The following is a 13,008-nucleotide window of genomic DNA, read 5'->3' as shown; positions in this document are numbered from 1 at the left end:
CCTCAGGCCTGCGCCGTCGGGCGCACCACGATCTCGTTGACGTCGACCTCGGGCGGCTGCCCGATCGCGTACGCGATCGCCTCGGCCACCGCCTCCGGCGGGATCGCCATCCGGTCGCGGGCCGCGACGAGCTCGGCCCGGACGTCCGGATCGCTGGACCCGGCGGCGAAGTCGGTCGCGACGAACCCGGGGGAGACCGTCGTGACCCGCAGGTGCTCGCCGGCCTCCTGACGCAGCCCCTCGGTGAGGACGCGCACCGCGGTCTTCGTCGCGGCGTAGACCGCCATCGTCGGGACGACCCGGTACCCCGCGGTCGACGCCACCGTGACGAAGTGCCCGCGCCCCTGGGCCCGGAACACCGGCAGCGCGGCCGCGATGCCGTGCAGCACGCCCTTCAGGTTGACGTCGACCATCGCGTCCCACTCGTCGACCCGCAGATCGTCGAGCCGGGAGACCGGCCCGATCCCGGCGTTGCTGACCAGCACGTCCAGCCGGCCGAAGCGCTCCCCGGCCAGCGCGACCAGGTTCGCGACGTCCTCCCGCCGCCGGACGTCGGTGGCGGCGAAAGCCGCCTCCCCGCCCGGCAGGGCGGCCGCGAGCGCCTTCAGGCGGTCCTCCCGGCGTGCGCCCAGGACGAGGTGCGCGCCGCGCTCGGCCAGCAGCGTGGCGGTCGCCGCCCCGATGCCGCTGCTCGCGCCGGTGATCGCGATGACTGTGCCGGTCAGATCGTGCGTCATGGGTATTCGCTCCCTGTCTCGGTAGTTTCGACGCTAGGAAGGGGGCTGCCGACCAGCCATGCGCGATCGTTCGAACTCTGTGCTGAATCGTCCGTTCCTCGACGACGCGCTCGCCGAGGTGCGCGACGCGGCGCCGTCCGTCCTCCGCGCCGACGGCCCCTGGGCGTTGAAATTTTCGGGATATCCGCACGCGAAGGTCGTCGGGGTCGCCGCCGGGTCGTGCTGGATCAGCACGACCGAGGTCGCGCCGGTCCGCCTCCGGGCCGGCGAGTCGTATCTGCTGACCGGTGGGTCCGCGTACGTCGTGGCCAGCGACCCACGACTGACGCCGGAGTCCGGCCCGGCGACGTTCACCGGCACCGGCGACGGCGTCGCTCGCTATTCCGTCGGCCGGGGCGGCCCCGGCGAGACCCGCCTCGTCGGCGGCGCGCTCGGCTTCGGCGACCCCGCCGCCGCCCGGATGCTGCTCCGCGCCCTGCCGGGCACCGCGCTCCTCGGGGCCGAGGTCCTCGGCACGCTCACGTTGCTCGCGGCCGAGGCCGCCACGCCCGGCCCGGTCGGTGCGGCCGTGCGGCGGCACCTCACCCGGGTCCTGTCCCTCCAGGCCATGGGGACGCTCCTGGAGCTCGCGGACCCGCCTTCGCCGGCCGACCCCGCGATCGAGGCGGCTCTGGACGCGATGCACGCCCGGCCCGGGCACCGCTGGACGGTCGCGACGCTGGCGACCGTGGCCGGCACGTCCCGGACCGTGTTCGCGGCCCGGTTCGCCGCCGCCACCGGGCTCCCGCCGATGGAATACCTGCTGCGCCACCGCATGCGCGGCGCAGGCGCCGACCTCGCCGCCGGCCGGACCGTCGCGGCGACCGCCCGCCGCTGGGGCTATGCCTCGGAGAGCGCGTTCAGCGCCGCCTTCAAACGCACCACGGGCCGCTCCCCGGCGGCGTCCCGCCGCTGACCCGCCCCGAGGACACGCCGACTCCCTACCTCACGTAGTCACCCGCGCCGGGTCGGCGACCTCGCGCACCACCCGGGCCAGCACGTCGTCCGCGTGCTCGTTGTCGGTCTGGCAGCTCCCGGCGTTCCGGTGCCCCCCACCTCCGTGCCGGAGCATCACCGCACCGATGTCGGTCGGCGACGAGCGGTCCAGAATCGACTTCCCGACCGCGAGCACGGTATTGAGCCCACCCCGCCCCGGCAGCACGTGGATCGAGATCCGGGCGTGCGGGAACAGCGCGTACACCATGAACCGGTTGCCGGCGTGGATGACCTGCTCACCCCGGAAATCCACGACGACGACGTCGTCGACCATCCGCCCGACCCGGCGCAGCTGGTCGGTGAACGCGTTGGCCTGCTTGCGGTAGACCTCGACCCGCTCGGCCACGTCCGGCTGGGCCAGGATGTCGGCCGCCGACGGGCTCTCCGCGCACAGGCTGATCAGACGCATCATCAGCTGGTAGTTGGAGATCCGGAAGTGCCGGAACCGGCCCAGGCCGGTCCGGCTGTCCATGAGGAAGTTCAGCAGCGTCCAGCCCTGCGGATACAGGATCTCGGTGATGTCGTACGCGCCCGAGTCGCCGGCGTCGACCGCCCGCATCATCTCGTCCGAGATCTTCGGGAACCGGGCCGCGCCACCGAAGTAGTCGTAGACCACCCGCGCCGCCGAGGGCGCGTCCGGGCGCAGCACGTAGTTGCTCGCCGACGTCCCGACCCGCAGCGCCTCCGAGTGGTGGTGGTCGAACACCAGGTGCGCCCGCGGCGAGTACGGCGGGTTCGTGAGGATGTCCCGGTCGGTGATCTCGAGCAGACCGTCCTGCACCGGCTTCGGGTGTACGAACACGATCTCGTCGACGAGGTCCAGCGAGCGCAGGAGGACGGCACAGACCAGCCCGTCGAAGTCGCTGCGGGTCACCAGGCGGTAGGTCATCGCGGTTCCTCGGATCGGCGCGCATCTGGACCGGTCTCTCATCGGCCCATCGGCGGCTCCGGCACGATCCGGAGGTCTTGCATCGGTGCAATTCGGTGGCAGTTCCGCAGTACCGTCGGGAGGTAGCACGAACCCGCCGAGCGGAGGAGCACGATGGCCGACACCCGCGGTCACTGGGACCAGCTCCCCGGCTGGACGCCCGACCCGGAGGACACCGCCGACGGCGCCACGCCGACGTTCGGCGGCCACCCCCACGCCGAGGACGTTCCCGAGTACCGCCCCGACGATCCCGAGGACGCCGTCTTCGACGCCGGACGCCCGCACGTCGAGGAATACCTGCCGATCTAAGCTGGTCGGCGTGGCCGGTCCCGACGCGAACACCCTCGGGGAGTACCTCCGGGCCCGGCGCGAGCGGGTCGACCCGGCCGACGTCGGCCTGCGCGTCACCGGCGCCCGGCGCACGCCGGGTCTGCGCCGCGAGGAGGTCGCCACCCTCGCCGGCATCAGCGCCGACTACTACCTGCGCCTCGAGCAGGGCCGCGACCGCAACCCGTCCCCGCCCGTCCTCGAGTCCCTGGCCCGGGTCTACCGGCTCGACCCGGCCGCCACCCGCTACCTGCTGAGCCTCGCCGCCGGTCCGCCGCGCGCCCCGCGGCCCCCGTCGACCGAGGCCGTCCCGCCCGGCATCCGGGCCCTGCTCGGTACCCTCGGCCTGCCGGCCTTCGTCGAGAATCGCGCGTTCGACGTGCTGGCCGCCAACGCCCCGGCGACGGCCCTGTCCCCGCGGATCCGGTCCGGCCGCAACCGCCTGCGCGACGTCTTTCTCGACGACGACGAGCGCGCGCTGTTCCCGGACTGGGACGAGGCGGCCGTCGGCATGGTCGCCGCGTTCCGCTCCTCGGTCGGCACCGACGTCGACGATCCGGACGTCCGGGCGCTGGTCGGCGACCTGTCGGCGGCGAGCGAGCGGTTCCGGGACATCTGGGCCCGGCACGACGTCGTCGCGCTGGCCGGCGGCGCGGCCCGGTTCCGGCACCCACGGCTCGGGCCGCTCGAGCTGCACCGGGAGAAGCTCGCGATCGGCGACTCGAGCGGCCAGCTGCTGGTGATCTACCACGCCGAACCGGGTACGGACTCGGAACGCTCACTGCGCCTCCTCGACGAGACGGCCACGGCCCACCGATAGGAACCTGACATGAACCGCGTCACGCTGGGGTCCTGGCCGACCCCGGTCCAGGCCGTGCCCCGGCTGGCCACCGCGATCGGGCTCGGCGCCGACGACCTCTGGCTCAAACGCGACGACCTGGTCGGCCTCGGCGCCGGCGGCAACAAGGTCCGCAAGCTCGAGTACACGCTGGGCGCGGCCGTCGCCAACGGCGCGACGGCCGTCGTCACGACCGGGGCCGCGCAGAGCAACCACGCCCGCGCGACCGCGGCCGCCGCGGCCGCGCTCGGCCTGCGCGCCGTGCTGGTCCTCGGCGGTGACCCGCCCGCCTCTCCGGTAGGGAACGTGCTGCTCGACGCGCTGTTCGGGGCCCGTCTGGTGTTCGCCGGTCCGGCCGACGACGCCGGGCTCGCGGCCCGGGCCGACGCCGAAGCCGACCGGCTGCGCGCGGCCGGCGAGACCGTCGAGGTCGTCCCGTTCGGCGGCTCGAGCGTCGTCGGTGCCCGGGCCTACGCGGACGCCGGGGCCGAGATCGAGGCCCAGGTCCCGGGCGTCGCGACGGTCGTGACCGCGGTCGGCTCGGGCGGGACGATGGCCGGGCTGGTCACCGCGCTCGGTCCGGACCGCGTCCTCGGCGTCGACTGCGGGGCGGTGCCCGACCCGGCCGCCCGCGTCGCCGCGCTCGCGCCGGGCACCGATCCGTGCGCGCTCACGATCCGCGGCGACCAGGTCGGCGCCGGATACGCGGTGCTCACCGACGCCGTCCGGGACGCGATCGGGCTGGTCGCCCGCACCGAGGGCGTCGTGCTCGACCCGGTGTACACCGGGCGGGCGGCGGCCGGCCTGGTCGCCGCGGTCGCCGACGGGACGCTCCGCGCCGGGCGGCGCGTGGTCCTGCTGCACTCCGGCGGCCTGCCCGGCCTGTTCGGCCACCCGCAGGCGGCCGAGCTGGCGTCCTCACTGCCCTAGGAACGCCCCGGTGAACGCCGACTGCTCCTGAGCGACGCCCGAGCACGTCGGCTGGGCCGCCGGCCGGGGCCCGCCCGGGCACGGGACGTCCCGGTTCGCCGACCACATCGCGTACCAGGCCAGGTTCTTCTCCCGGACGAACCGCGCCACGGCCGCGGCGTCGGTGAGCGAGAAGACCTCGGTCGCGACGTCGTTGACGCCGATCATCGGCGTCACCGCGAGCCGCCGCCAGGCCTCGTCGTCGCTCAGGCCGAACACGCCGCGGACCTGGGCCTGGGCCGCGGTCACCGCGTCGATCGCGAACCGGCCCATCCGGCCGTCCGGGTCCGGCGCGGCCGCGTCGCCGTAGTCCATCGCCATCAGGTTCACCGCGTCGAAGTCGATCCCGGCGTCGGCCGCGCCGGCCAGCAGGTCGACGCCGGCCTGGGTGAGGCCTTGGGGGAGCGCGGGCAGCGTCACCGAGACGTCCAGGCCCCGGTTGCGGGCCCGCAGGATCCCGATCGCCGCCGCCCGCTTCGCGTTCGCGCTGCTGTCGGCCAGGGCGCCGCCCTCGACGTCGAAGTCGACCATCGTCGCGTCGTAGGCGTCGATCGCCCGCTGGTAGGCGTCGGCCAGGTCGTCGGGGGTGTCGCAGACCGTCGCCAGTTCGGGGCCGTTGGCTCCGCCGAACGCGATCCGGACGTCGCCCCCGGCCGACCGGAGGGCGGCGATCCGCTCGGCCAGGCCGGGGTCGCCGACCGGCAGGACGCCGCCCCAGCTGGGCGCGCACCCGTCGGCCGCGACCAGGAACCCCAGCGTGTAGCGGCGCACGCCGGTCCGGGCGGCCGCGTCGGCCAGGTCGAACGGCGGGTTCAGCAGGACGTCGACATACGGCGAAAAAATCGGGCCGTCTGACGACGAACCGGCCGGCGGAGCCGCCGAGGGCGCGGCCGCGGACGGCTCGGCCGGCGGGACCGACTCCGGCGGCGACGACGTCGCCGAGGTCTCCGGGGGCAGCGCGCCGGACCCGACCGCCCGGGTCGGGGTCGCGGTCGGGCTCGGCGACGACGGTCGCGGGCCGGGTTTGCCGCAGCTCACGCCGTTGATCGTGCACTGCGCGGGCGGCGCCTGCTCGGCGCCGCTGGCGTCGGCGACGAACCCGACGACCACCGACGCGTCCGGCGCGAGGTGCCCGTTCCAGGACTCGTTGGCGACGGTCACGTCCGCGCCGCGGACCGTCGCCTTCCCGTTCCACACCTTGTCGAGGCGGGCGCCCGGGGCCAGCGCGAACGTCAGCGACCAGTGCTCGACGTCGTCGCCGCTGGTGTTCGTCACCGTGTACGTGCCGGTGTAGCCGCTGTCCCAGCGGGCGGTCTGGGCGTAGGCCACCGACATCCCGGCGGCCTGGGCCGAGCCCGCGGTGAACGTCGCCACCGTGACCGCGACCGCGGTCGCCACCAGCCCGGCCAGCCCGATCCGGCGCGCCCGGCGGACCCGGCGGCCGGCCGGGCGGCGGTGGCCACCGCGGAACCCGTCGGGAGGCAGTTCGCGCGCGGAGACGTAGGGCATCCGCTGACGTTATGACCGGTTACCGGGCCCGGGATCCGGATCCAAAGTGCCGATTCGACGGCTTTAAGGATCACTTAGGCCGGTCTGAGAATCCCAGCGCATCCACGCTCGTTGCAATCAGATACGACCGCCAGGCCGCGGCCTTCCCGGCCCGGTGCGCGGCGATCGCGACGACCGAGAGCGCGCCGATCGCCCCGAGGACCCGGATCCGCCGCTCCGGCCCGGCGTCCGGGCCGACCCCGAACGCGGCCATCACGACGTCGTTGATGCCGGCCGCGTGGTCGTCGCCGTGGGCGGCCGTCGTGCTGAGCAGGTAGGCGGTCAGGCCGGGCGTCCCGAGCGCCTGATCGACGAGCACCTCGAGGGCGCGCCGGTCGCGCTCCGGGCCGACCGGCAGGTCGGCGACCTCGGCCAGGACCTCCTCGGCCAGCGCGGTGCTGCGCGCCACCACCGCGTCCCGGAGCGCGTCCTTGGACGGGAAGTAGTGCAGCAGGCCGGCCTTGGACATGCCGACGGCGTCGGCGACGGCCTGCACCGACGTCTGCGAGTAGCCGTACCGGGCGAACAGCGACGCGGCGAGGTCGAGGATGCCCTGGTCGGCCTGGGACCGGAAAACGCGAGCCACCCCGGCATCGTACAAAGACCCGACCATTGCGGTAGGTTCCCCGACCAGATTGGTCGGAACTTTGAAGGAGTGGCACATGAGGATGGAAGGCAAGGTCGCCTTCGTGACCGGAGCGGCGCGCGGACAGGGACGCAGCCACGCGGTCCGGCTCGCCGAGGAGGGCGCGGACATCATCGCGATCGACCTCTGCGCCCAGATCGACTCGGTGCCCTACCCGATGGCCTCCGAGGCCGATCTGGCCGAGACCGCCCGGCTGGTCGAGGCGCTCGACCGGCGCGTGGTGACGGCCGTCGCCGACGTCCGCGACCGGGCCGCGCTGCGCGCCGCCGTCGACGCCGGGGTCGCCGAGCTCGGCCACCTCGACGTCGTCGTCGCCAACGCCGGGATCGCCCCGACGACGCCCGACGTCCCGGTCGTCGCCTGGTTCGACACGGTCTCGACGAACCTCGGCGGCGTGATCAACACCCTCGAAGCGGCGTTCCCGCACCTGGGCGCGGGCGCGTCGATCGTCGTCACCGGGTCGATGGCCGCGTTCCTGCCCGGTTCGGTCGACGCCGCCGGCGTCGGCGGGGCGGGGTACTCGCACGCCAAGAAGGCCGTGGCCCGGCTCGTGCACGACCTGGCGGGCACGCTCGCGCCGCACAGCATCCGGGTCAACGCCGTGCACCCGGGCAACATCGCGACGCCGATGCTGCTCTCGGACATGATGTACAAGGTCTTCCGGCCCGACCTCGAGCACCCGACCTACGAGGACGCGCTGCCCGCGTTCGGGTCGATGCACAAGCTGCCGGTGAACACGCTCGACCCGGTCGACATCAGCGAGGCCGTGCTGTACTTCGCGTCGGACGCGGCCCGGTACGTCACCGGGCAGCAGCTCGCGGTCGACGCCGGCGGCACGCTCGCGGTCCGCCCGGCCGACGTCCCGTCCTGATCAGTCCCAGGTCAGCAGCAGCTTCTCCGGGCCCCGGGTGGCCAGGCCCTCCTTCCAGCGCACGTCGTCGCCGGTCTCCGCGAACCGCAACCCCGGCAGGCGGCTCAGCAGCGTCCCCAGCGTCACCTGCAGCTCCATCCGGGCGAGGGCCGCACCCAGGCAGTGGTGCGGCCCGAAGCCGAACCCGAGGTGCGGCGCCTCGCGGCGCCGGAGGTCGAGGGTGTCCGGATCGGTGTAGACGTCCGCGTCGCGGTTGGCCGACGGCAGCGACGCGACGACCGGCTCGCCGGCCCGCACGGTGACGCCGGACAGCTCGACGTCCTCCCGGGCGTACCGGGCGATGCCGGCCCCGGCGCCGAGCGGCACGTACCGCATCAGCTCGTCGACGGCGGCCGGGACGCCGGTGAGATCGGCCCGCAGCGCGGCGAGCTGCGCCGGGTGGGTGAGCAGCGTGTACACGAAGTTGGGGATCTGCGACGCGGTCGTCTCGTGGCCGGCCACGAGCAGCCCCTCGGCCAGCGAGAGCAGCTCGTCCTCGGAGAGCCGGTCCTCGTCCTCGTCGCGGGCCGCGACCAGCGCGCTGATCAGGTCGTCCCGGGGGTCCGCGCGGCGCTGCGCGATCAGCCCGGCCATGTACGCGCGCATCCGCCCGACGTTCTCCAGGACCTCCTCCATCGAGAACCGCGTCGTCGAGAGGAACGCGTCCGACCAGACGCGGAAGTCCGCGCGGTCGTCGTAGGGGACGCCCAGCAGCTCGCAGATGACGGTGATCGGCAGCGGCAGCGCGAAGTCCGCGACCAGGTCCCGGGGCGGCCCCTCCTCGCGCATCCGGTCGGCCAGGCCGTCGGCGATGCGCTGGACGCCCGGCCGCAGGTCCTCGACCCGGCGGGCGGTGAACGCGGTCATCGCCAGGCGGCGCAGGCGGCTGTGGTCGGGCGGATCGAGGCTCAGGATCGTCGAGCCGCTGGACCGGTAGGCGCGCATCCGCGGCTCGTCGCGGCCGGTGGCGAGCGCCCGGCTGAACCGGGGATCGCCGAGCACCGTGCGGACGTCCTGGTAGCGGGTCGCGAGCCAGGCCGGCTCGCCGTAGGGGAGCTGCACCGGGCAGACCGGCTGCTCGTCGCGCAGCCGGGCCAGGGCCGGATCGGCCTCGAGCCCGGCCGGCGCGGTGACCGGATACGGCATGGGGTCCATGGATCCTCCGCAGCGCGTTGCATCGGGAAACCAATTACCCATATATCCGGGAAAGAACGGTCAAGTCCAGCAGCTGATCTCCATTCCGTCCTCGACCGGGAACGCCACCGTGACGTACCCGTTGGCCGGGTCGCGGACGTAGGCCAGGTAGTCGCCCATCGACTCGAACGTCGTGTCGTCGGCGACCACCAGCGCGCCCGGGGCCAGCTTCGGTTCGAGGAGCCGGAGCACCGGCAGGCAGAGGTCCTTCCAGCCGTCCAGCAGCACCAGCCCGATCGGGCCGGGCACACCGGCCAGCGACTCGCGGGCGTCGCCGGGGAGCAGCGTGGCGTGCGCGCCGAGGCCGGCCTCGTCGAGGTTCGCCCGGGCCGCGGCCAGCTTGGTCGCGCTGAGCTCGCTGCCGTAGGCGTGACCGGTGCCGTTGTCGGCGACCGCGGCGGCCAGGTAGAGCGTCGAGATGCCGAAGCTCGTGCCGAACTCGACGACGGTCTCTGGCCGGGCGCCGCGGACCAGCGCGTAGAGCAGGTCGCCGCCGGTGGCCGAGACCGGCATGTAGACCGACGCCACCGCGTCGGCCCGTTCCTGCGCGCTCGCGGCGGCGAAGTCGATCGGGCTGACCTCGGCGACGTCGTCGTGTTCGGCGGCCGCGAAGAGGCGGTCGAGAAGGGCCCGGGTCCGAGGGGCATGAAGGGTGTTCATGGCGGCTAGCGTAGACGCAACGTTGCGTCCAGTCTAGGCCGTCTAGGGTGGACGCCGTGGACGTACACCGCGGGAACCGGCACGGGCGGAGCGAGGCCGCCCGGGCGGCCGTGCTGCACGCGGCCGACGACCTCCTGGCCGAACGCGGGTTCGCCGGCGTCACGATCGAGGGCATCGCCGAGCGCGCCGGCGTCTCCAAGCAGACGATCTACCGCTGGTGGCCGTCGAAGGTGGACGTGCTGTTCGAGGCGCTCGGCGACGACCTGGCCGAGGACCTCACCCCGCCGGACACCGGCGTCTTCGCCGACGACCTCCGCGACTACCTGCGGACGCTCGCGCTGTTCCTGACCCACTCCGACCCGGGCGCCGTCCTGCGCGCGCTGACCGGCCAGGCCCAGCACGACCCGGCGCTGGCCGAGCGCCTCCGGGCCGAGCACCTGCGGCCCCAGCGCGAGCGGGAGCGGGCGCTGCTCGCCCGGGCCGGCCTCCCGCCCGGCCCCGGCACCGACGCCGCGCTCGACCGTCTGACCGGCCCGATCTACTACCGCGTCCTGGTGACCGGCGACCCGGTCCCGCCGTCGTTCACCGACGCCCTGGCCGACGCGTTCCTCAGTCCCGGACGCGATCACTCCTCGGCCAGCAGCTCCGCGTAGTCGGCGATCGTCAGCGGGCCGGACGACAGCGACCCGTCCCCGCGCGGCACCCGGACCCGGTTGCCGTCGTGGACGAACACCACGGTGCCGACCGGCAGCCGGGACCCCAGCGTGCACACGACCTGCCCGAACGCCAGCACGTCGTCGGTGCGGCCGGGCTGGGCGTCGACCGCGCCGGTCTCGACCGTCACCAGGCCGCCGGCCTGGGCCGCGCCCGTGACCAGCGTGGTTCCGGCCAGCGCGCTGCGGTAGCCGCGGTTCTGCTCGTCCCGGGTCGGGCCGTCCAGCAGCAGATCGAGGTGCCCGGCCACGGCCAGCGGCGGCCGCACCGGCCGGGACACCGGCGTCAGCTTCCCGTCCCGGACCAGGCAGATCCGTTCGGACGCGGTCCCGGCCGGCACGTCCGCGGCCGGCCCGGCGTCGGCCGTCGCCCCGGCCGGCCGGGGCGCGTCGTCCAGCGGGATCCCGCAGGCGGTCAGCAGGCCCAGCGCGCTCAGCAGCGCCGCGGCCGCGGCGCGCGCCCTCATCGGTCGTCCGGTCTGAGCCGGACGGTGAACCGCGCGCCGCCGTCCGGACGGTCGTCGACGGTGACGCGGCCGCCGTGCGCCGCCGCGTGGGCCGCGACCAGCGCGAGCCCGAGGCCGGTGCCGTCGCTGCCGGTGGCCCGGGCGTGGGCGGCCGGGCCGCGGACGAACCGGTCGAAGATGACCGCGCGGTCCTCCGGCCGCACGCCCGGGCCCTCGTCCTCGACGACCAGCTCGTGGTCGCCGACCCGGATCGCGACCGGGCCGCCGCCGTACTTCACCGCGTTGTCGATCAGGTTGGCCAGGATCTGCTCGACCCGCCGCCGGTCGGCCCGCCACGGCGCCGGGTCACCGGTGACCAGCGACGGGGACAGCCCGGCGGCGCGGACGGCCGCGGTGGCCAGCTCGGCCGGGAACACCCGGCCCAGCTCCAATGCCGCATCGCTGCGGGCCAGCTCGATCAGGTCGTTCACCAGCCGCCCGAACCGGTCGACCTCCTCGCTGACCAGCGTGGCCGCCGCGGCCGACCGCTCGTCCAGCCGGTCCGCGCGCCGGGTCAGCACGCTCGCCGCCGCGGCCAGCGTCTGCAACGGCGACCGCAGCTCGTGGCTCACGTCCGCGGCGAACCGGCGGTCGCGCTCGGTGCGCGCGGCCAACTCGTCCACCATGTGGTTGAACGACCGGGTGAGCCGGGCGAGGTCGGGTTCGCCGCTCGCGTCCAGACGGGTCCGGACGGACCCGGCGGCGATCCGCTCGGCGGCCCGGGTGACCGCGGTGAGCGGGCGCAGCACCGACCGGGTCGCGTAGCGGCCCAGCACGGCCCCGGCCACCGCGGTGGCCAGCGCGACCCCGGACAGGACCAGCGCCAGGGTCCGGAACGTGCGGGCCAGCTCGTCCAGCGAGTCGACCTCGTAGAACTCGCTGCCCCCGGCCAGCGGGACCCCGACCACGACGACCGGCGTCCCGCCGGACCGGACCCGCTGGACGCTCGCCCGGCCGCCCGCGACCCGGTCGCGCAACGCCGGCGGGATGGCCGCGGTCAGGCCCTCGTCGGCCGACGTGCCGTACCATGTGCCGTCCCGGCGGACCAGCACGTGCCGGGTCTCGGTGGTCTCCAGCGTGCCGAGGATCTCGGCCAGGTCGGGGTCGTCGGCGGTCAGCCCGGCCCGGACCACGGTCGCGTTGAACGACGCGGCCCGCACCGCGGTCCGTTCCCGCTCGTCGGTCAGCGACGTCCGGATCAGCTGGTAGGACACCAGCGCGATCGCCGCCGACAGCACGAACGCGCCGACCGCGAAGACCGCCGTGACCCGGGTGCGCAGGCTCACGGCTGCAGCTTGTAGCCCATGCCCCGCACCGTGACCAGGTGCCGCGGGCGGCGCGGATCGGGCTCGATCTTCTGGCGCAGCCGCCCGACGTGCACGTCGACCAGGCGTTCGTCGCCGATCTCGTACTCCCAGACCCGCTGCAGCAGCTGCTGCCGGGACAGCACCTTCCCGGCGTGCCCGGCCAGCTCCACCAGCAGGCGGAACTCGGTGCGGGTCACCGGCACCGGCCGGTCGGCCAGCGCGACCTCGCCGGCCTCCGGCCGGACCGCCAGCTCGCCGAACGTCCATCCGTCGTCGTCCCGGACCGTGGTGGTGGCCCGCCGTCGCAGGGCCCGCAGGCGGGCCGCGAGCTCGGCGATCGGGATCGGTTTGACGACGTAGTCGTCCGCACCTGCCTCCAGCGCGGCGACGATGTCGGCCGTCGCGTCCCGGGCGCTGACGACGAGCACGGGGACGTCGTCGGTGCGGCGCAGTTCCCGGATGGCGTCGAACCCGTCGAGGCCGGGCAGCATCAGGTCGACGATCAGCACGTCGGCGGGGGAGCGCTGCTGGCGGCGCAGGCCCTCCTCGGCCGTGCCGGCGCCGTCCGCGTCGAAGCCCTCCTCCTCCAGGGCGAGCAGCAGCGACAGACGGATCCGATCGTCGTCCTCGATCACCAGTACCGACGGCATGGACCCATTCTCCCTGGTCGGCGAGGCAACGGCGGTTTTG

Annotated in this window: 15 protein-coding genes; 6 read left to right on the top strand and 9 right to left on the bottom strand. The window is 74.8% G+C overall.

Features of this window, described 5'->3' with window-relative positions; translation table 11 throughout:
* Positions 1-2: 2 nt before the first annotated feature.
* Entirely contained in the window at positions 3-737 is a 735-nt protein-coding gene (locus FL583_RS12150; RefSeq protein WP_142704701.1) for an SDR family oxidoreductase, read from the bottom strand.
* 58 nt (positions 738-795) lie between these two features.
* Here FL583_RS12150 and FL583_RS12145 point away from each other — a divergent pair, with 58 nt between their 5' ends.
* Complete coding sequence (locus FL583_RS12145; RefSeq protein WP_142704700.1) at positions 796-1,692, top strand: AraC family transcriptional regulator; 897 nt, start codon at positions 796-798, stop codon at positions 1,690-1,692.
* 30 nt (positions 1,693-1,722) lie between these two features.
* Here the strand turns inward: FL583_RS12145 and FL583_RS12140 are convergent, their stop codons facing one another.
* Positions 1,723-2,661: an exopolyphosphatase gene (locus tag FL583_RS12140; RefSeq protein WP_142704699.1), complete on the bottom strand. Its 939-nt coding sequence runs from the start codon at positions 2,659-2,661 to the stop codon at positions 1,723-1,725.
* Positions 2,662-2,814: 153 nt separating this feature from the next.
* Between FL583_RS12140 and FL583_RS12135 the strand changes: the two genes are divergently transcribed.
* The 3 genes from FL583_RS12135 to FL583_RS12125 are packed head-to-tail and all read left to right on the top strand — an operon-like array spanning position 2,815 to position 4,795.
* Positions 2,815-3,009: a hypothetical protein gene (locus FL583_RS12135; protein ID WP_142704698.1), complete on the top strand. Its 195-nt coding sequence runs from the start codon at positions 2,815-2,817 to the stop codon at positions 3,007-3,009.
* 10 nt (positions 3,010-3,019) lie between these two features.
* On the top strand, positions 3,020-3,847 hold the full coding sequence (locus tag FL583_RS12130; RefSeq protein WP_142704697.1) for a helix-turn-helix domain-containing protein: 828 nt from the start codon (positions 3,020-3,022) through the stop codon (positions 3,845-3,847).
* A 9-nt stretch (positions 3,848-3,856) separates the two neighbouring features.
* Positions 3,857-4,795: a pyridoxal-phosphate dependent enzyme gene (locus tag FL583_RS12125; RefSeq protein WP_142704696.1), complete on the top strand. Its 939-nt coding sequence runs from the start codon at positions 3,857-3,859 to the stop codon at positions 4,793-4,795.
* Here the strand turns inward: FL583_RS12125 and FL583_RS12120 are convergent.
* Together FL583_RS12120 and FL583_RS12115 are read right to left on the bottom strand one after the other, a co-directional pair.
* On the bottom strand, positions 4,784-6,343 hold the full coding sequence (locus tag FL583_RS12120; protein ID WP_142704695.1) for a glycoside hydrolase family 18 protein: 1,560 nt from the start codon (positions 6,341-6,343) through the stop codon (positions 4,784-4,786). The genes FL583_RS12125 and FL583_RS12120 overlap by 12 nt on opposite strands.
* 70 nt (positions 6,344-6,413) lie before the next feature.
* Complete coding sequence (locus tag FL583_RS12115; protein WP_142704694.1) at positions 6,414-6,968, bottom strand: TetR/AcrR family transcriptional regulator; 555 nt, start codon at positions 6,966-6,968, stop codon at positions 6,414-6,416.
* Between the two features lie 76 nt (positions 6,969-7,044).
* On the opposite strand from FL583_RS12115, the gene FL583_RS12110 reads away from it, so the two are divergent.
* On the top strand, positions 7,045-7,899 hold the full coding sequence (locus tag FL583_RS12110) for a mycofactocin-coupled SDR family oxidoreductase (protein WP_205752056.1): 855 nt from the start codon (positions 7,045-7,047) through the stop codon (positions 7,897-7,899).
* On the opposite strand, the gene FL583_RS12105 is transcribed toward FL583_RS12110, so the two are convergent.
* Together FL583_RS12105 and FL583_RS12100 are read right to left on the bottom strand one after the other, a co-directional pair.
* Positions 7,900-9,093: a cytochrome P450 gene (locus tag FL583_RS12105; protein WP_142704693.1), complete on the bottom strand. Its 1,194-nt coding sequence runs from the start codon at positions 9,091-9,093 to the stop codon at positions 7,900-7,902.
* Positions 9,094-9,153: 60 nt separating this feature from the next.
* Positions 9,154-9,792 (bottom strand): O-methyltransferase, encoded by a 639-nt coding sequence (locus tag FL583_RS12100; RefSeq protein WP_142704692.1) that lies wholly within the window; start codon positions 9,790-9,792, stop codon positions 9,154-9,156.
* 56 nt (positions 9,793-9,848) lie between these two features.
* On the opposite strand from FL583_RS12100, the gene FL583_RS12095 reads away from it, so the two are divergent.
* Positions 9,849-10,445 (top strand): TetR/AcrR family transcriptional regulator, encoded by a 597-nt coding sequence (locus tag FL583_RS12095; RefSeq protein WP_205752055.1) that lies wholly within the window; start codon positions 9,849-9,851, stop codon positions 10,443-10,445.
* On the opposite strand, the gene FL583_RS12090 is transcribed toward FL583_RS12095, so the two are convergent.
* Genes FL583_RS12090 through FL583_RS12080 form a run of 3 tightly spaced genes read right to left on the bottom strand, consistent with a single transcriptional unit; the run spans position 10,418 to position 12,968 of the window.
* Positions 10,418-10,972 carry a GerMN domain-containing protein gene (locus tag FL583_RS12090; protein WP_142704690.1) on the bottom strand — a complete coding sequence of 185 codons (555 nt, stop codon included), beginning with the start codon at positions 10,970-10,972 and terminating at the stop codon, positions 10,418-10,420. The genes FL583_RS12095 and FL583_RS12090 overlap by 28 nt on opposite strands.
* On the bottom strand, positions 10,969-12,297 hold the full coding sequence (locus FL583_RS12085; RefSeq protein ID WP_142704689.1) for a sensor histidine kinase: 1,329 nt from the start codon (positions 12,295-12,297) through the stop codon (positions 10,969-10,971). The genes FL583_RS12090 and FL583_RS12085 overlap by 4 nt, the downstream gene beginning before the upstream one ends.
* Complete coding sequence (locus FL583_RS12080) at positions 12,294-12,968, bottom strand: response regulator transcription factor (RefSeq protein WP_142704688.1); 675 nt, start codon at positions 12,966-12,968, stop codon at positions 12,294-12,296. Before FL583_RS12080 ends, FL583_RS12085 begins: the two co-directional genes overlap by 4 nt.
* Positions 12,969-13,008: the final 40 nt, after the last annotated feature.

It is taken from the genome of Cryptosporangium phraense, from assembly GCF_006912135.1.
GTDB lineage: Bacteria > Actinomycetota > Actinomycetes > Mycobacteriales > Cryptosporangiaceae > Cryptosporangium > Cryptosporangium phraense.
The sequence above is the reverse complement of the archived record's forward strand: the minus strand, read 5'-3'. Positions and strand labels throughout refer to the sequence as shown.